We start from the raw sequence: 18452 nt of genomic DNA, 5'->3' as shown, positions 1-18452 counted from the left end.
GTTTCAGACCGAATTATGGTATGGTTCACTCATAGATCAAATTCTTTGGTGTTGTTTTGTTAAATAATTGGTCGGCCAGCTATGTCTGACGGCTGTGCTGCATTCGCAGCGCCTGATGCAAAGATGCGCCCTAATCTTCGTATGCCTTCTTTTAGCAGTTCTTCATTATGGGTGGCAAAGCAAAGACGTATTTCATTGCTTTTAGTTCCATTTGTATAAAAAGCTTCACCAGGTACAAAAGAAACACCTACTGTAGCTGCACGGCGAATTAGTTCTGCACCAGAGGCGGGAGGCGTTATGCTGCACCACAGATAAAACCCTCCCTCAGGTATATTAAAATTTATATAACCGCTGCAAAAACGTCGGATAGCGCCAACCATAGCATCCCGGCGTTTTTTGTATTCCACGCGGACAGTAGCTAAATGATTTGCCAGGTAATCTTCTTCCAGACAAGTATGAAGAATAATTTGAGAAAGACTATTGCTGTGTAGGTCGATGTGCTGTTTTTCTTGTGCTAATCGATTGATAACTTGTGGAGCGGCGGTGACCCAGCCTGTTCGTAAACCTGGAAAAAGTATTTTTGAGAAAGTGCCCATATAAATTACACCGCCATAGGTGTCGAGACTCTTGAGCGAAGGAGGGGGCTGCTGACCGTAATAGAGCTGACTATAGGGATCATCTTCTATGATGACCAAGCGGTAGCGTGAGGCTAATCGAATTAATTCTTGCCGATCGTGCAGCGACATAACCCTGCCAGTAGGGTTTTGAAAAGTAGGAATTGTATACATTAATTTAGGGCGATAGCGTATTAGATAGTCTTCAAGCAATTCAAAATTAATACCATCAGATGGTGGCAGGGTTAGGATGCGAGCGCCAGAAGCTTCTAATGCCTGAATTGCTCCCAAGTAAGTAGGTGATTCTACTATCACGTAGTCGCGGGGTTCTACGAAGGCTTTTACAATGAGATACAGACCTTGCTGCGAGCCAGAGGCGATTAGAAATTGATCAGGAGTGGCTTGTATTCCCAGACGGCTTTGCCATGCTGCTAAGGAATGCCTTAGAGGAAGATATCCTTCGGTAGTCATGTGGCCGAAATCTGAAACTTCAAGGTCATATTTACTGGATACGAGAGCTTTTTCAATAATGGAGAGAGGATAAAAGGCTGGATCTGGCATACCAGCTGCAAGAGAAATTGTCTCATCTGCCGTGGGAGTAGCAATTAAAGTACGCAACAGTGATGACAGTGGTGATTTATATTGAGGTGTAAACAATTGTTCCCAAAGAATAGTGGCCGCTGACTGATCTGTAAATGATGGCTCAGCAACGTAAGTGCCGCTGCCGACTCGTGTTATTATCAAACCCCGTTCTTCCAGAAGCCTGTAGGCGTTAATTATTGTAGTACGGCTAACTTCCAGTAATCTGACGAGTTCTCGTTCTGGAGGCAGCTTGGTGCCAGCAGAGAGGGTTGAATTTTGAATTTTTGCAGCTAAACCATTTGCAAGCTGCAAATACATGGGGGCTGAACTAGATTGGTCAATTCGAATACCACTTAGCATTTTGGTAATATCCATTTATCTAATTCTCCTTAAAAGATAGAATTGGTATTTTAATTATATTATATTGGATATTTACAATTAAATTCCTGCAAGCTATTATAAGTAAAAAAACTGTAAAGTATTGGAGGGAAAACAATGCGAGAAAAGGACTTCCGCAAGGGTGTAAGTGACACGATACCTTTAATAGTTGGGATGATTCCATTTGGTTTAGCATATGGTATTTTGGGAAAGTCCATTGGTTTAACTTCAGGAGAGACCATTGCAATGTCCATACTGGTTTTTGCTGGATCTGCTCAGTTTATCTGTCTGCCGATGCTTATGGAGGGGGCTGGCTTGGCAATGGTTAGCTTTACGACCTTATTAATCAATCTTCGTCATCTTTTAATGGGAGCCTCCCTTGCTCCTTATATGAGTGGGCTATCCACGCCGTTTAAGGCTCTTCTTTCCTGTGGAATGACGGATGAGACTTATGCTGTGACAATACAACGTGCACAAGCAGGCTGTTATACAGGAGCCTATCAGTTGGGAAGCAATGTAATATGTTACCTCTTATGGGTGATGTCCACGATCGGCGGTGTTATTTTAGGAGATTACATAAGTGATCCACTTTCTTGGGGATTGGATTTTGCTATGCCAGCTACCTTCTTAGCCTTACTGATTCCTCGCTTACGTGACAAAGCCAGTGTAATCGTATGCCTTGTTGCAACTCTGGTTAGCGTCGGGGCTGTTATTTTAATTCCTGGTAAATGGTATATCATTATTGCTTGCTTGGCTGCAGCTATGGCTGGTGGTCTTATGGGAGGGAAACAAGATGCGATTTGAAATTCTCATGAATATCCTTGCTATGGCGGTAGTGACGTTTGTGACTCGTTTTGCTAGTATAGGGCTTTTGGGAGATGTACCTGCTGGGCTTGGACGTTTCTTGAAGCATGTACCTACTGCAATACTTACTGCTTTGATTGCGCCAGCCCTTTTTGCACCAAAAGGTTATATAGCACTAACTTTTTCAAATCATTATCTGCTGGCAGGCATAGTAACGGCTTTGGTAGCTTATAATCGTCAACCTCCTATTGTGACTATGGGGGCAGGTATGACCATGATATTGGTATTGCGGATGATGTGAGTTTGCTGTTTGACTCAAATGGGAGTTCTATTCACAGTAAAGATTTTGATCATAATAAATATAGGAGGGACTTCGTTATGGCGGTTGCTTTTGCAAAACGTATGGGAACATTGCGGGCGTCAGAGATTAGGGAAATACTAAAGATTACTCAGCGGGAAGAAGTATTATCCTTTGCAGGGGGATTGCCCGCTCCGGAATTGTTTCCGGTGGAAGAATTAAAGGAGATATCCATAAGGGTATTAGAAAAAATGGGTAGAGAAGCCTTACAATATTCCACTACTGAAGGATATAAACCCTTGAGAGAGAAAATAGCAGAGCGAATGAACCGAAAATTTAAAACAAGTGTTACTGCTGATAACATAGTAATCACTTGTGGTTCACAGCAGGCTCTAGACCTTTCTGGAAAGCTCTTCTTGGATGAAGGAGATATCGTACTGTGCGAAAGTCCAACATATTTGGCGGCCATTAGCGCTTTTAAAGCTTATGGACCGCGTTTTATAGAAGTGCCCACAGACGACCAGGGAATGATTATAGAAGAACTTGAAAAAATAATTGCAACACAGAAAAGTATAAAGCTAATTTATGTGATCCCAGATTTTCAAAACCCTACGGGAAAAACTTGGTCGCTAGAACGTAGACGTGATTTTATGAAGCTAGTAAAACAATATGACATTCCAGTTATTGAAGATAATCCCTATGGAGAATTACGTTTTGAAAACGAGATTCTTCCTTCATTAAAATCAATGGATAAGTCAGGAAATGTCATCTTTACAAGCACTTTTTCGAAAACGTTCTGTCCAGGATTACGTATAGGGTGGATTGCTGCAGATGCTGAATTTATTGAAAAATATGTATTAGTAAAACAGGGGGCTGATTTATGTACATCGATAAGAAGTCAGATGGAGATTGCAACCTACATGGATGTGTTTGACTTTGAAACACATATAGAAAAGCTAGTTGCCGTATATCGAAAACGCAGAGATGTAATGGTGGAAATGCTGAATAAAACAATGCCTCAAGGAGTAAGCTTTACTCACCCTCAGGGAGGTCTGTTTCTATGGGTTGAGCTTCCTAGGCATATTAAGTCCGTAGACTTACTTCATGACTGTCTGAAAAATAATGTAGCTTTTGTACCGGGGGATTCCTTTTTTCCGAATGGCGGTGTTGAAAATACCTTTCGACTAAATTACTCAAATATGTCGGAAGAAAAAATCATTGAAGGGATACAACGGTTATCTCTTGCGATAAAAAATGTAATGATCTAAAAAAAGATTCAGCTGAAGTATTCACTTCAGCTGAATCTTAATCGTAGGTAGCTCTCACTTGTAAATAATTGTTTTTAATAGTTTGAATGCTGGTTAAAGCGGTCTGAATATCCACATTGGCGTATTCAAAGACAAGGGTTGCTTCGGGAGCCGATGAGCAAATGGCGGAAAATAATACATTCCAGTTAATCGTCCCATGACCAACAGGGAGGTGGTCATCGGATAGTCCATGATTATCATGAAGGTGACAGGCGATAAGCCTTTTTCCTAATTGTTCAATGACATCCGGTAAGTTCCATTGATTAATGAATGCGTGTCCTACATCGAGCAACGCACCTGCTTCTGGTAACGTTAATAGTAGTTCTAGGTATTCTGTCCAATCAAATAATAGAGTGCCTTTTGTCTGTAATCCAACATTTTCAATGAGTATTTGGATCTCATAATTTTTAGAGAATAGCAAAAGCTCTTGAAGTCGATGTTGTACTCGCTGACGGACAAGCGCTTTGTCTCCCGTAAATTCTTCATTGGTATGTACTACAATAAATTTGGCATTCCACTTGGCGGCAAATTCAAAGACCTCTTTGTAATGGGTTAGATAGTGGCTGTCATTTTCATCAGCTAAGTTAACTCCAATACACGGTCCGTGAATGCTTAAATTTTGCGGTGATCGATGAGGATAAATTTCTTTTAACACTTTTTCCCAATGAGAATGATTGCCGAATTCATAAAAAATTTCTAGCCCTAAGCTGTCGGGGAGTTGTTTTAATGCAGTATAGTTAAATCCGATAAAGGATAAGTTGCTAAGGGATATAAGCAAAGGTTTTGACCTCCTTTAAATTCGTGATGTAATAGAGTATTCTACGCCTAAAGAATAGAATTTAGCATGCATAGTTATGAGATATTCTGTTTGGAAGTCCAATATTCTTCCCAACATGCCCATCAAATCCATTTACATGTTGCCAAGAGAAAGAAACCCCCACTGTTCCTGTAGGAATTGGTTGATCCGCTGGAAGCATGCATAGCAGGCGTTGACCGTTTTGATGTAGGCGAAGATGGATACAGCGCTGACTGCCTAGATGTTCGACAAATTCTATTTGTCCATGGAGCATGGGGGTGTCGCTTAGACAGCATTGTTCTGGACGAATCCCAATCCATAGTTCCTGATGCTCCGCTAAAAGTGTGTGCCATTTAGTGGGGGGATTTACACGGCTGCCTGCAATCCATAAGGCACCATCGCGGAAAGCTCCTTGCAGCAAATTCATCGGAGGAGATCCGATGAAAGAGGCAACAAAAGTGTTGGCAGGACGTTGGTAGATGACATCTGGTGTGTCTAGTTGCTGCAGAGCACCTTGGTTCATGATTGCGATTCGTTGTCCCACAGTCATAGCCTCTACCTGGTCATGGGTAACATAGATGAAAGTTGGGCGATAGAGATTGTGGATTTTAACTAATTCCGTACGGGCTTGCAGGCGAAGCTGTGCATCCAGATTGGAAAGAGGTTCATCTAGGAGAAAATAAGGAGCTTGTTTCACTAGTGAACGACAAAGAGCTACTCGCTGTTTTTGGCCTCCAGACAATTCGTTTGGCTTTCGTTGTTCGTAGCCTGATAGATTGAGGATTTCTAGTGCTTGTTTAGTTCTTGCTTTGATTTCTTCTATTGGTATTTTTTGAATGAAAAGACCGAAAGTGATATTTTCCCATATGGTCATATGGGGATATAATGCGTAGTTTTGAAACACCATGGCGATGTTTCGCGCACCAGGTTCTACTGTGTTTACAACTTGTCCTCCCATCTTGAGGGTACCTGCTGTGATGTTCTCTAGGCCAGCGACCATTCGGAGTGTTGTCGTTTTTCCACAACCGGATGGACCTAGTAAAATGAGTCGCTCGCCTTCTTGGATGGCCATGTTTAAATCTTTGACCACCGCAGTTTCACCATAGGATTTGCAAACATTTTCAAAAATAATTCCATTCATGAGTTCATCTATCCTTTCACCCCAGATTGCATAAAGGTATTCATAATAAAACGTTGGCAGGTTAGGTATAATAAGAGGGGTGGTAGGGCAGTAAGCATGGCGACTGCCATGGCAATGCCCCATTCACTGCCGCCTTCAGCACTGATAAACATTTGTAGTGCCAGAGGCAATGTGTACGTGGGTTTATCATGTAGAATGAGCAGTGGCCAAAAGTAATCATTCCAAGAGTTAATAAAGAAGACAATTCCCATGGCAATTACGGAAGGTTTGATAAGCGGTAATATGATTCGTGTTAATATGACCCAGGGACTGGCGTTTTCTAATCTTCCTGCTTCTAACAATGGCTTAGGGATATTGCGCATGCTTTGGCGCATTAAGAAGATTCCCATGCCGTCAGCTAGTTGAGGCAGTATGACTCCCCAAGGCGTATTCAATAAACCAAGTTTGGATATAAGCAAATAGTTTGGCATCATGACAACGGTAATGGGAATAAAAAAGGTCAGTAATAATGTGTTAAAAAGCTTTTCTTTATGAGAGAATTCATAATAAACAAAAGCAAAACCAGCTAAAATACTTGTGATAATTTTAGCAAGAGTGATACTGCTAGCAATTAATAAGGTATTTACAATATACTGTACTAGTGGGAGATTTTTCAGCACATACAAGTAATTGTCTATTACAGGTTTGGCGGGAAGGGGATTTAACGTGGATAGGAAAATTTGGTCCATAGTCTTAAAGGAAGTGGAAAGCATAAAGAGGAGAGGCCAAAGTTGAATCACTACTGCTAATAAGAGTAAAATATGCCAGTACCAGTCCCGATAGCTGTTAATTTTCATAGTGCACCTTCTTGTCTAATACCTTCGTCTTCACAATCAAAAAGAGAGCATATATTAGCATCGTTAATATGGCGAAGGCAGAGGCTTTGCCTGTTTGAAAAAAGACAAAACCGTATTGATACACGATATATACCAAATTGCTGCTGCCTTGGTCTGGGCCACCTTGCGTTAACATATTCACGGGAACAAGAACATATTGTAAGCCAAATACAACGGTAATTACAAAGACATAAAGAGCTGTTGATGATGTCATAGGGACAATAATGCGTCGAAAAAGCTGCCAATTGGAGACATTTTCTAGGCGAGCGGCTTCAATCAGTTCTTTAGGAACATCCACCATGGCCGCTACTAGTAGAATGAGGTTATAGCCGAAAACTTTCCAGCCGATAATCAGTCCAATAACGATAATCACTAATCCAGATTCTTTGAACCAACGAGGGGATTCTAAGCCAATTGCCGAAAGGATAATATTGAGGGGGCCAGCTAAGGGATTCAATATCCAGAGGAAGAGAATACTGGCTACAGCCAGAGAAACTGTACTGGGGATGAATAAGGCGGAACGATAAAAAAAGCTGAATCGATTGAGACGATGAGCAATGATAAAGGATAAAAGATAGGGGAAAATGAAATTTACACAGACTAAAACCAAAATATAAAGAACTGTATTTAAGAGTATTTTGATCAATTCGTCACTAGAAAGTAACTGTAGATAATTTTGAAGTCCTACGAATTTCATCGTAGGGCTTACCATATTCCAGGAGTGGAAGCTGAGCCAGACATCTTGTAATAGTGGCCAATAAGCAAAAAGTAATAATGTAATGGCGGCTGGCGCTAGAAATAAAGCAGACTGCCAAGTAAAACGATTCATTCGGTTTGTTATCCTTCCATAAAATAGTAAGCATAGAATGTCGTAAAAACCTTTTGGATTCTCACGACATTTTTAGCAAAAATTGATTAAAGCAGAGAATTGATTTTAGCAGCTGCTTGTTTAAGAGCATCTGCAGCAGATTGTTTTCCACTGAGTATGATATCCCGGACATCGATAAGTGCTTGTTCGGCTTGTAAACCATTAGCACCAGGGAAGCTAGCCCATTTCACAACTTCAGGCATTTGAGACATAGCCACTTGCATGTTTTTATTTTGTTCAGCAAAATCTTTCAATCCTTGAGGATCTTCTGTTACTCCTTTTCGTGGTGGCAGATAGCCAGTGCCTTTACTCCAAAGGGCAAGTGCTCCAGGAGATTCTAGAAATTTAACGAAGCGCCAAGCTGCTTTTTGTTTGTCAGGATCCTGAGAGAAGATCATGAGCAAGTTTCCGCCCGCAGGGAGTTTTCTTGTTTTTCCTTCAAACGATGGAAACTGTGTAGCCATAACGGTGAATTTAGCACTTTTTTCAAAATTATCCCGTTTGCCAATTGTTGTGCATACCATGCCTAATTTTCCGCTTAAGAAAGCTTGGAAGGCTTCTTCATTTGTTGCGTGCAGACCGTGACCATTTTTCACCATATCAGCTAGTACTTGATAGGCCTCGGATGCTTCAGGAGTGTCAAAACCAGCCATAGTGCGGCCATCTTTTTTTGCTAAAATTTGTCCGCCGTTCGATTCTATCAAGGCTTGCTGCGCCCAGTTGTCAGCATATTCTTGCATAAAGAAGCCCATAATACCAGTTTTTTCTTTAATGGTTTTGGCATATTGTGTTACTTCTTGCCAAGTGCGTGGTGGTTGGCTTGGATCTAAACCAGCTTGTTTGAAAACATCTGGATTGTAGTAGAGTACAGGTACACTGACAGAGTAAGGAAGTCCAATTTGTTTACCATCATCAGTTGTAGCTAAAGAGAGTACATTCGGCAGGAAATTATCTTTTAAGTAGGTGTTATCTTCTGGTGATAGTTTTGTGATGATATCTGGTATAGACGCATACTTTAAATTTTCACCTGCATAATTTAAGTAGCTATACCCCATTTGTACAACATCGGGATTTTTTCCGGATGCCATAGCCGCTTGCAAGTTTTGTGTTAACCCCTTATACATGTCAGGGTTATATTTTTCTACGACTTCAATATCAGGATTTTCTTTGTTGAATTGTTCTACCAGTTGTTTAACGGAAGGACCGCCAAAACTTTCTGCATTTACATGCCAATATTCAATCATAACCTTGCTTGGGGTTTTTGAGGATGCGTTTTGAGAACTGCCGCACCCTAAAGCTGCAATAGTGAATGCTCCGATACATAATAAGGCAAATAGCTGAGTTATTTTTTTCAATGTTTGTTCCCCCTATAGATAAATTACATGTATAATAATATCTTTTTAAGATGGATGTATTGTTAGAGAAAGATTAAGTCTATATTAATTTATTTCTAAAGTACTTCTGTTTAGGCTATGTATATACTACTATACGAGAATGAAAATGGTTGGCATTTTGACTAACCTTGTTATATGTGATAAATTGTATCTTATTCAAAATACAAATTAGTAAAGAGAGTGTTGTTATGAGTATACTTAAATCGAATTTGCTACTTTTACTTGCTGCGACTATATGGGGATTAGCATTTGTAGCCCAGCGAGTGGGAATGGAATATGTAGGACCCTTTACTTTTAATGGTGTGCGATTTGCTTTGGGGAGCCTTTCTTTAATACCCTTGATCCTTTATTATCAAAATCGTTCTCCCAAAGACATTCAGGTGAAAGATGATTCAAAGCAGGTAATTATAGCGGGGATCATTGCTGGTGTAGTATTGTTTATTGCCGCAACCTTGCAGCAAATTGGTTTAATCTATACAACGGCGGGGAAAGCTGCATTCATCACTTGTCTATATATTGTAATCGTCCCCATTTTGGGAATTCTTTTAAAACAATACGTCAGCATGAGCACTTGGATTGGATCTTTAATTGCCGTTGTGGGTTTATACCTTCTCTGTGTGAAAGATGGTCTTTATATTTCCTATGGTGAGGTACTGGAACTTATAGGAGCGTTTTTTTGGGCAATCCACATTTTAGTAATTGATCATTTTTCTTGTCGAGTGCCTGTATTGAAGTTGGCCTTTTTTCAGTTTATTACTTGTTCTATTTTAAGTTTAATTGCGGCATTATTTATGGAAACTATTCGTGTTGAGTCTATTTATCAGGCTGCTGTTCCTATTTTATATGGCGGTATTCTTTCTGTAGGGGTTGCTTATACCTTGCAAGTTGTTGCCCAAAAAAGCGCTCAGCCTTCTCATGCTGCTATAATTCTAAGCATGGAAACCGTATTTGCTGCCATTGGCGGCTGGTTGATATTAAATGAAAAGTTAGGTCCTCAGGAACTGGTAGGATGTATTATCATGTTTGCTGGAATGCTTTTATCTCAACTGCAAAATTTGACAAGATCAAAAGAAAGTGTAAATGTAAATGATGCGATAGTAGATTCGGATACTAATAAATTGGTGCCATAAAGATGTGTAATCATGTAAGAATTTCTTATACATAGCATTTATAGGTTTTGTAAGCACAATGCCGCTGCTGCGGCACACAAAGGAGTACGCAAAGATATAGAAATGTAACTCTTTGTGTACTTTGCGTCTTTGTGGTTCGATTATTTTTTCTTCATTGTCTTTACATCTTCGCGGCTCCAAATTTTTATTTTTTAGGGATCCGTCAGTGTTTTTTTATAAAAAGAATGTGAAAAATCAGTTAAGGATTTAGAAGAATAGAAAGTTAAGAACGCATATTAAATAGGTAAAGGGATAAAAATAGACATAACGGGAGATTTAAGACTATAATCGCTATTGATGATCGTTTTTCTACTATAAGATCATATTAATAGGGGAATTAAACATTTGACGAAATGTGAAATAGGTATTGACACATTTCGCTAAAGGTAGTACGCTCATAGTAGAAAAATAATTCTTCGTTAGGTGAGGCTCCTGCATAAACATAGGCCACTGCCCGGAAATGTCGAGAGACGCCAATGGGTAGAACAGGTATTACCGGATTAAGGTTTTACTTAAGGTGGCTGAGGGATTTTTAGTTTGTACTCTACGTTATGCAGTGCCAAAGCTCGTACGAGTGGGGAAGGTGTGGATGTATTAAGTTCGCTTTTTAAGCCTTCCGGTAACGGGGGCTTTATCTATTTTCTTGTTTTGGATGAACAATGCGGCTGTAGTAGGATATACTATAGTAAGGCAAGAAAATCAGAAATATAAATATAGAACTTCTTCGTTAGGTGAGGCTCCTGCATAAACACAGGCCACTGCCCGGAAACGTCGAAAGACGCCAATGGGTAGAACAGGTATTACCGAATTAAGGTTTTACTCAAGGTGGCTGAGGATCGTGTACCTCTACGTTATGCAGTGCTAAAACTCAACGATTGGAGAAGGTCAAAGCAAGTATTGGATCATGGCAGCATGAAAAGACCTTCTTATCTAATGAGAGAAGGTCTTTTGCTATCGATTCCCATCGAAAGGTAAAGAAGGAATAGGAGGTGGTTTTATGGATTCCGGACCCAGTGGCCATATAAGCAAATATCAATGTATCAACTTGTCTGTTCACGTTAAGGCGGGCGGACTCCAGGCAAAGAAGGAGGAATAAAATATGAACGCATTAAAAATGGTAGGTGAATTCTACTTTAGCCAATTAATCGGTCAGTCGATTTATGATAAAGCCGGGAATCGTTTTGGGCGGGTAAAGGACATCGCAGTACGCTGGGATGGCGTATATCCGCGAGTGATTGGTGTCAAATATGAAAATAAAATACATAATCTGATTCCAATCGAATGGATTGTGCTTCGTGACAATAATAGGGTAGAGCTTGTCGAAAATTTCACTGTAGATCAAACAGTTCCTCTGCATGAAAATGATATTTATGCCAGCAAATGGCTGCTGGATAAACAAATCATTGATATTAAAGGTTCCAAAATGGTAAGGGTAAACGATATTATATTATCTTGGGTAGTGCAAGATGGAAAACAGCATATGGTGTTAGTCGCTGTTGACATTGGTGTGCGTGGTTTGTTCAGACGATTGGGGTTGGAATTTGTCTTTACAAAGTTCAAACAAAATTGGCTGATTTTAGAGTTTATTAAGCCTTTGGAAAGCTGGAATTCGCACCTTCAGCTTAATCGCTTAAAACAGCAGCTGACAGAACTGCATCCTGCAGATATTGCAGAATTGATCGAGGAAATGGATTATAAACGCCGGGCCAACTTTATAGAAAACTTAGATGATCAACAGGCAATTGATACGTTAGCAGAATTAAATCTGGATACCCAGGTAGAAATTATTGAACAAATGGATGCACAGCGAGCATCTGACATTCTAGAAGAAATGGCTCCAGATGAAGCCGCTGATATTTTGGGTGAGTTGCCAGCAGAAAAATCCGAAGGATTGCTGCAATTGATGGAAAGTGATGATGCTGAGGAAGTTAGAGAACTCATGCAATATGAGCAAGGTACTGCTGGAGCCTTAATGACCAATGAGTTTATTGCATTTTCTTCTCATATTACCACAGAAGAGGCTATCAATCAGCTGCGAGAATTATCACCAACAGCGGAAACCATTTATTATCTATATGTTATGGATGATGAAGAACACCTTCAAGGAGTTCTGTCATTGCGAGAGTTAATTGTTGCTGCGCCCCAAACTACCTTAAAAGAATTGATGCATACGAAAGTTGCTGTGGTACAGGATGGAGATAATTATCAAAAAGTAGCGGAAGTCATTAATAAATACAGCTTATTGGCGGTACCAGTGGTTGATGAACAGAATATTATGGTAGGAATTGTTACAGTCGATGATATTCTTGATATATTAATGCCAGAGCGTGGCAAGCTAGATACGTACTCCTGGTTTGCCTTAACAAAAACGGCAGGGCGGGGGCGATAAATATGAATGCAATAAAGAATATGCGTAAGAGATTAGGATTATTCCTAGCTGTAATGGGACCGGGAATTGTCACAGCATTTGCCGATAATGATGCCGGCGGTATTGCCACCTATGCTGCTGCTGGAGCAAAGTATGGCTATGGACTGTTATTTATTGTACTGATCAGTAGTATTTGCCTGGCGATTGCCCAAGAGATATCAGCAAGGACAGGGGCTGTTACAGGACGGGGGCTATCCGATTTAATTCGTGAATTGTTTGGTGTTAAATGGACTTTTTTTGCTATGAGTGTGTTACTAATTGCTAATATTGGTACTACGGCATCCGAGTTTTCAGGTATTGCAACTAGCTTTGAAATTTTTGGCGTGAGTAAATACATTGCAGTACCCATTATGGCATTTTTAATCTGGTGGCTGGTACTTAAAGCAGATTATGGAAAAATCGAAAAGGTTTTCTTAGTGTTGTGTGCCACTTTTTTAAGCTATGTTATTTCAGGCATCATTATTGATCCTCCATGGGGAGAAGTATTCGTTGCATCGATTACACCTACTTTTTCTCCTGATGCGGACTTTCTAATCATGGCGATTGGTGTAATTGGCACTACGATTACACCCTGGGGACAGTTTTATGTTCAGGCATCGATTGTTGATAAAGGAATAACTGCTGAAGATTATAAGTATACCTTTTGGGATGTGATGTTTGGTGCGTTTTTTACGTGGCTGATTGCTTTTTTCATTATCGTGGCAACGGCAGCTACTTTATACGCAAATAATATTGCCATTGATTCAGTTAAGGATGCAGCGATGGCATTAAAACCAATGGCTGGTGAATATGCCAGTTTGCTATTTTCTTTTGGTTTATTGGGTGCCTCTATGCTGGCGGCATTTATATTGCCTCTTAGTACGGCCTATGCTGTTTGCGAGGCATTAGGTTTTGAAAGCGGTGTTAGTAAAACCTATAAAGAGGCTCCTGCTTTTTTTGGTCTATATACAGCCTTAATAGTCATTGGTGCCGGATTAGTACTATGGCCAGATTTGTCGTTGTATCAAGTTATGATTACCTCTCAAGTCGTTAACGGCGCGCTTTTGCCGCCCATTCTAATTTTTATGGTGCTGATCGCTAATAATAAAAACATTATGGGTAATTATGTAAATCCTGCATGGTACAATGTGGTCTCATGGACTTTTACCGTGGTGTTAATTTTATTGACCCTCATGTTATTAGCGTCTACGTTAATGCCAGATTTTATGGAGAATTTAGTAAAGTACTTAGGACTATAAAGGTATTCATCTGCATTTTAGTTATGAGACAAAACTAGGTATTGGAGATTAAAGGTTAAATAGAAAATATGTCGAAAGAAACTTTTAAATATAAAATGGGGGGAATTAGCCATATGTTTTATGATTTAATTGTTTCTAATCGATCCTACCGACGATTTCATGAAGAACACAGTATCTCAGTAGAACGATTGAGAGAGCTTGTTAATTATGGGAGATTATCGCCTTCAGGAGCTAATAAACAGCCTTTAAAATATATCATATCAGGGGATAAAACAAAGAATGAATTAATATTCCCCCATTTACTGTGGGCGGGTTATTTAAAGGAATGGGCAGGACCAGAAGAAGGAGAACGACCTTCTGGTTATATTGTGATTCTTCAAGATACGCATATAGGGCCGAGTGGTGTTGATCATGGAATTGCAGCACAAAGTATTTTGCTTGGGGCACGCTCCATGGATCTTGGTGGATGTATGATCCAAAGTATTAAGCGCGATGAGCTAAAGGCTGCATTGCAGATTTCGGATCAATATGAAATTTTACTGGTTATTGCTCTGGGCAAGCCAAAAGAGACTGTTATTCTCGATGAAATTGAAGATGGGGATGACATTAAATACTGGCGAGACAAGAATCAGGAACATCATGTACCAAAACGTAAGTTGCAGGATATTATTGTAGAATAATCTATAATGAACAAAAGTCTGATCCATTTTATGGATCAGACTTTTGTTCATTTATTTCATCTCAAACCCTTTAGTTTCCAAAAAGCTTTTCATATGGGGGCGCTGCTTGTCTTTTAGGAAAGTAGACATACCTTCTGTCCAGGTATTGCTTCTTTCCCCATTGGTTCTTGCGATATAATAATCTCTAATGCTATGATCATATTCTTTTAAGATTTCTTCATCTCCCTCAGTATGATAACTATCCTCTTTAAAAACTAAGGATAAAGGGAGGCGGGGTTTTACTTTATTTCGGATTTCCGGGTAGCCGAGACACATGCCAAATACAGGGTATACATTATGGGGGAGGTTTAATGACTCACAAACATCCTCAGGATTATTTCGTAATGCACCGATATATACACCGCCAAGACCCACTGATTCTGCGGCAACCATGATATTTTGTGCTGCTAGGCTCGTATCTACAGTAGCTAAAATGAAGTTTTCCGTATAACCGCTTTCAAATCTTTTATTGTTCATTCTACAGGCCTTGCCTAATCGGTTTAGGTCAGCACAAAATACTAAGAAAATGGGGCTTTCTTCAACACAGGCCTGATTGCCTGCTAATTTAGCGATGGATTTTCTCTTATTCTTGTCTTTTACCCTGATAATGGTATAGGCTTGAATGTGATTGGAGGTGGAAGCTTGCTGGCCTGCCTTGATGATCTCTATTAGCAATTGATCATCAACGGGCTGCGTGGTGAACTTTCGAACCGATACATGTTTTTTTAACAATTCGATTACATGATTCATGGTAAAACCTCCTAAAAAATAAATGCCAAGACGATTTGAAGTAAGTTGCTTTGCGATGTCATGTGATTTACACTATAAGAATATAATATTGTAATATAGTATTGTTCAATGTTGCATAAGGGTGTAAAAGGAGATTGTTGTGAAGAAAAATCCAAAAGTAATATGCTTCCTTCTAACATTGGTAGTTTTAATTGGAGCGTACTTTATTTTCACCAGACATGATGTAGAAAAGGAAAGCAGGTCAGAGAATGGTACGGAAAATATCCCTCCCGCTGAAACTGTGATTCTAAATAGGGAGGGTGATGGTACTGTTATAAAGGTGAAAGAGGAGCAGCCTGTTGTAGCTCCCACTAACCAGTTGAAAAATGATAAACTAACCCTATCTTCCATGCCGACAGTAACCTCCCGGGAAGATTCTGTGGATCTGGAACAACATACCTACTCTATTAAAAATAAAAAGAAGGAAATCATTCTTAGTCCTGGCGTGAGTCTTCAGCCTAGTAAAGGCATTACGATTAAAATACCTGGTGAAGAAGAAGTAATTAAAGTCCAGCGTGATAAAACCTATCATTCAGATAGTATTCACATGTTTTGGGAAAAAAAGTATTAAAATTATCCTTTTCTTCCTAAATGGTCTGCAAATTCTACAGGCGAAGGCAGGGTAGATACAGCCCACCATGGAGAGTGATCTTGTAGTTCTTCCAATGAGTATCGGCCTGTAGCTACTGCAATAGTTTGCGCACCAATGGCCTTACCACAGTCAATATCGTTGGGTGTATCGCCAATAACATACACTTGATCCAATGGCACTTGCGGGTAGTTTTGCTGCAACTTTGTGAGTGCTTGTTTGGATATCTCTCTGCGATTGTAGCAATTGTCGCAAAAGGCACTGGAAGAGAAATCAAAGAAGCCATCCAACCCATATTGGTGCAGTTTTGCTTTGGCACCAAATTCGGTGTTGCCTGTAAGGATTAGGCAAGTATAGTCTGATTGTTGCTGTAGATAGATCAGGATATCTTTTACTGAGGGAGTAAGGTGACCTTTGCGGGCTGCTAAGTGGCTTGGCAATACTTTTTCGTAAAGGCTGACTAGATTGCAGATTTCATGGACAGAGGGCTCCCGTCCTGTGGCGAGAAGGAGTATTTGATGGGAGATGTAATAGTCAGTCATGCCAGCTGTTTTGATGGTGGTAAAATCAATTTTTGTGTGCAGGGCTTCGGAAACTGCTTCTTCAAAAGCATATAAGCCAGCTTTAGCTGTTTTCAATAAGGTGCCATCAATATCCCAAAATAAAATCTTCAAGCGATGCGCCTCCTTTTTCATACTGATCTATACTATAATTAGATGTTTATAGTCAATATCCTTGTTGGATTTAACTTTTATTCCTATGCAAAAAAACTATCAGATAACCTATTAGTTAAAGCGCATCTTTCCATAAAAGGATGATGGACTTTAGCTATCTATTAACCAATAGCTTACAATATTTACTAGATCTTAACTTATTGATAACAAATGCAGCCTATTTATTATATACAATTAAATCAGAAACTATAGTGTAGGGGGAGTAAACTTGCAAAAACGAGTAAAATGGTTAAGCTTTTCTCTTGTAATTGTCACTTTATTGGTACTTATTGTGTCTGCTTTTCCCAAGCAAGAAATTGTCAACGCTGGTGTTGAAAACGGTTATTATGGTAAGAAGCCTAAGTATGTGTTTTACTTTATTGGGGATGGTATGGGTATGCCACAAATTACTTCTACAGAGATTTTTAAAGGCACACTTTCTAGTAATAATCCTATGAATAAAGAAAGTTTAAGTTTTACAGTATTCCCTAACGTTGGTATACAAACAACCCACTCGGCGAATACCTTTATAACGGATTCTGCTGCTGCGGGCACTGCTTTGGCAACAGGTTATAAGACCAATAATAATATACTGGGAATGGATCCTACCAAGCAAATTAAGTTTAGGTCTATGGCGGAAATGGCAAAAGAAAAAGGTATGAAAGTAGGAATTGTCTCCAGCGTGTCTATTGATCATGCGACGCCCGCTGTATTTTATGCTCATGAAGCAAGTCGTAAAAATCTTTATGAAATCGCCATTTCTCTGGGAGATAGCGGATTTGATTATTTCGCAGGAGGCGGATTGCTTTCGCCTACAGGACCTAAAAAGGATAAGCCCAATGCCTTAGAGATTGCCAAGCAAAAGGGTTATAAGATTGTTAATACGCAAGAAGATGTTATGGCACTAACCAAGAATGATGGTAAAATTATTGCTTTTAGTACTGAGCTTGCCGCAGATTCTGCCATGCAGTATGATATTGACCGGAAGGATAGAGTGTCCTTGGCAGATTATACTAAGAAGGGGATCGAGTTGCTGGATAATCCGAATGGTTTCTTTATGATGGTAGAAGGCGGGAAGATAGACTGGGCCTGTCATGCGAATGATGCTGCTACTACTGTTCGAGATGTGATGGCCTTTGACAACGCAATAATGGAGGCCCTTGCGTTTTATGCAAAACATCCGAATGAGACGTTGATTGTTGTTACAGGTGACCACGAGACTGGTGGTATGACTGTAGGCTTTGCTGGAACTCAGTATGAGACTTTTTATAACAAGATAAATAAGCAAACTTTGTCTTTTGAAGAATTTGATAAGGCAATTAAGAACTATCGGGATACTGTTGGTCCAAATGGAGCTAATTTAGAAGATTGGCTGCCGGTTCTTAGTGAAAGATTTGGTCTGACGGAATTGAGTGATTATGATAAGAGTCGTCTGAAAGATTCTTTGGCTGCTAGTATGATAGACCCTAAAAAGAGAAGCAAGAATGAGCAAGCCTATTTATTATATGGTGGATATGAGCCTTTTTCTGTTACGACAACTCATATCTTAAACCAGAAGGCTGGTATCGGCTGGACAACCTACGCGCATACAGGTGTAGCAATACCGGTATATGCACAAGGCATAGGCGGAGAGTTATTCCAAGGCTCTTATGATAATACAGATGTTGCAAAAAAAATAATGAACATTATGGGTTTGAAATTCCAATAAAAGTATAGCATCAACCGCATGGGCGAGGGATGGAAGGAGAAT

17 protein-coding genes and 2 riboswitches are annotated in these 18452 nt (G+C 39.8%); of the genes, 9 read left to right on the top strand and 8 right to left on the bottom strand.

What is annotated here, in order from left to right; genetic code table 11:
* Window positions 1-59: 59 nt before the first annotated feature.
* Window positions 60-1571, bottom strand: coding sequence for a MocR-like pyridoxine biosynthesis transcription factor PdxR (gene pdxR, locus LMF89_RS00565; protein ID WP_229533394.1), 1512 nt, complete (start codon window positions 1569-1571; stop codon window positions 60-62).
* Between the two features lie 120 nt (window positions 1572-1691).
* Between pdxR and LMF89_RS00560 the strand changes: the two genes are divergently transcribed.
* The 3 genes from LMF89_RS00560 to LMF89_RS00550 all read left to right on the top strand — a co-directional run bounded on the left by LMF89_RS00560 (window position 1692) and on the right by LMF89_RS00550 (window position 3944).
* Window positions 1692-2378, top strand: coding sequence for an AzlC family ABC transporter permease (locus tag LMF89_RS00560; RefSeq protein ID WP_229533393.1), 687 nt, complete (start codon window positions 1692-1694; stop codon window positions 2376-2378).
* A complete protein-coding gene (locus LMF89_RS00555; protein WP_229533392.1) occupies window positions 2368-2679 on the top strand; it encodes an AzlD domain-containing protein in 312 nt (103 codons plus the stop codon). Before LMF89_RS00560 ends, LMF89_RS00555 begins: the two co-directional genes overlap by 11 nt.
* Window positions 2680-2756: 77 nt before the next feature.
* Window positions 2757-3944 carry an aminotransferase-like domain-containing protein gene (locus LMF89_RS00550; RefSeq protein WP_229533391.1) on the top strand — a complete coding sequence of 396 codons (1188 nt, stop codon included), beginning with the start codon at window positions 2757-2759 and terminating at the stop codon, window positions 3942-3944.
* Between the two features lie 37 nt (window positions 3945-3981).
* Here the strand turns inward: LMF89_RS00550 and LMF89_RS00545 are convergent, their stop codons facing one another.
* The 5 genes from LMF89_RS00545 to LMF89_RS00525 all read right to left on the bottom strand — a co-directional run bounded on the left by LMF89_RS00545 (window position 3982) and on the right by LMF89_RS00525 (window position 9018).
* Window positions 3982-4761, bottom strand: coding sequence for a sugar phosphate isomerase/epimerase family protein (locus tag LMF89_RS00545; protein WP_229533390.1), 780 nt, complete (start codon window positions 4759-4761; stop codon window positions 3982-3984).
* 61 nt (window positions 4762-4822) lie between these two features.
* Window positions 4823-6043, bottom strand: coding sequence for an ABC transporter ATP-binding protein (locus LMF89_RS00540; protein WP_229533389.1), 1221 nt, complete (start codon window positions 6041-6043; stop codon window positions 4823-4825).
* Window positions 5929-6756 (bottom strand): carbohydrate ABC transporter permease, encoded by an 828-nt coding sequence (locus LMF89_RS00535; RefSeq protein WP_007960302.1) that lies wholly within the window; start codon window positions 6754-6756, stop codon window positions 5929-5931. Before LMF89_RS00535 ends, LMF89_RS00540 begins: the two co-directional genes overlap by 115 nt.
* Window positions 6746-7624, bottom strand: a complete 879-nt coding sequence (locus tag LMF89_RS00530) for a carbohydrate ABC transporter permease (protein WP_229533388.1) — start codon at window positions 7622-7624, stop codon at window positions 6746-6748. The genes LMF89_RS00535 and LMF89_RS00530 overlap by 11 nt, the downstream gene beginning before the upstream one ends.
* 86 nt (window positions 7625-7710) lie before the next feature.
* Window positions 7711-9018, bottom strand: a complete 1308-nt coding sequence (locus LMF89_RS00525) for an ABC transporter substrate-binding protein (RefSeq protein WP_229533387.1) — start codon at window positions 9016-9018, stop codon at window positions 7711-7713.
* 227 nt (window positions 9019-9245) lie between these two features.
* Between LMF89_RS00525 and LMF89_RS00520 the strand changes: the two genes are divergently transcribed.
* The 4 genes from LMF89_RS00520 (at window position 9246) to LMF89_RS00505 (ending at window position 14572) form a co-directional block, all read left to right on the top strand.
* The gene (locus tag LMF89_RS00520) at window positions 9246-10187 is read left to right on the top strand and encodes a DMT family transporter (protein WP_229533386.1); all 942 of its coding nucleotides are present in this window, start codon (window positions 9246-9248) and stop codon (window positions 10185-10187) included.
* Window positions 10188-10634: 447 nt separating this feature from the next.
* Window positions 10635-10812: riboswitch (M-box (ykoK) riboswitch) on the top strand.
* Between the two features lie 130 nt (window positions 10813-10942).
* A riboswitch (M-box (ykoK) riboswitch) is annotated at window positions 10943-11113 on the top strand.
* A gap of 212 nt (window positions 11114-11325) precedes the next feature.
* Window positions 11326-12615 carry a magnesium transporter gene (locus LMF89_RS00515; protein WP_229533385.1) on the top strand — a complete coding sequence of 430 codons (1290 nt, stop codon included), beginning with the start codon at window positions 11326-11328 and terminating at the stop codon, window positions 12613-12615.
* Window positions 12616-12617: 2 nt separating this feature from the next.
* A complete protein-coding gene (locus LMF89_RS00510; protein ID WP_229533384.1) occupies window positions 12618-13892 on the top strand; it encodes an Nramp family divalent metal transporter in 1275 nt (424 codons plus the stop codon).
* 113 nt (window positions 13893-14005) lie between these two features.
* Entirely contained in the window at window positions 14006-14572 is a 567-nt protein-coding gene (locus LMF89_RS00505; RefSeq protein WP_007960309.1) for a nitroreductase family protein, read from the top strand.
* A 51-nt stretch (window positions 14573-14623) separates the two neighbouring features.
* Here LMF89_RS00505 and nfsA read toward each other — a convergent pair whose 3' ends face one another.
* The gene (gene nfsA / locus LMF89_RS00500) at window positions 14624-15361 is read right to left on the bottom strand and encodes an oxygen-insensitive NADPH nitroreductase (protein ID WP_007960310.1); all 738 of its coding nucleotides are present in this window, start codon (window positions 15359-15361) and stop codon (window positions 14624-14626) included.
* A 139-nt stretch (window positions 15362-15500) separates the two neighbouring features.
* Between nfsA and LMF89_RS00495 the strand changes: the two genes are divergently transcribed.
* Complete coding sequence (locus tag LMF89_RS00495) at window positions 15501-15971, top strand: hypothetical protein (RefSeq protein ID WP_229533383.1); 471 nt, start codon at window positions 15501-15503, stop codon at window positions 15969-15971.
* Window positions 15972-15973: 2 nt separating this feature from the next.
* On the opposite strand, the gene LMF89_RS00490 is transcribed toward LMF89_RS00495, so the two are convergent.
* Entirely contained in the window at window positions 15974-16663 is a 690-nt protein-coding gene (locus LMF89_RS00490) for an HAD family hydrolase (RefSeq protein ID WP_229533382.1), read from the bottom strand.
* Window positions 16664-16931: 268 nt separating this feature from the next.
* On the opposite strand from LMF89_RS00490, the gene LMF89_RS00485 reads away from it, so the two are divergent.
* Window positions 16932-18410 carry an alkaline phosphatase gene (locus LMF89_RS00485; RefSeq protein WP_229533381.1) on the top strand — a complete coding sequence of 493 codons (1479 nt, stop codon included), beginning with the start codon at window positions 16932-16934 and terminating at the stop codon, window positions 18408-18410.
* Window positions 18411-18452 lie beyond the last annotated feature (42 nt).

It is taken from the genome of Pelosinus baikalensis (genome assembly GCF_020819555.1).
Classification (GTDB): Bacteria; Bacillota; Negativicutes; order DSM-13327; family DSM-13327; genus Pelosinus; species Pelosinus baikalensis.
This window is presented reverse-complemented; position numbering and strand designations above follow the sequence as displayed.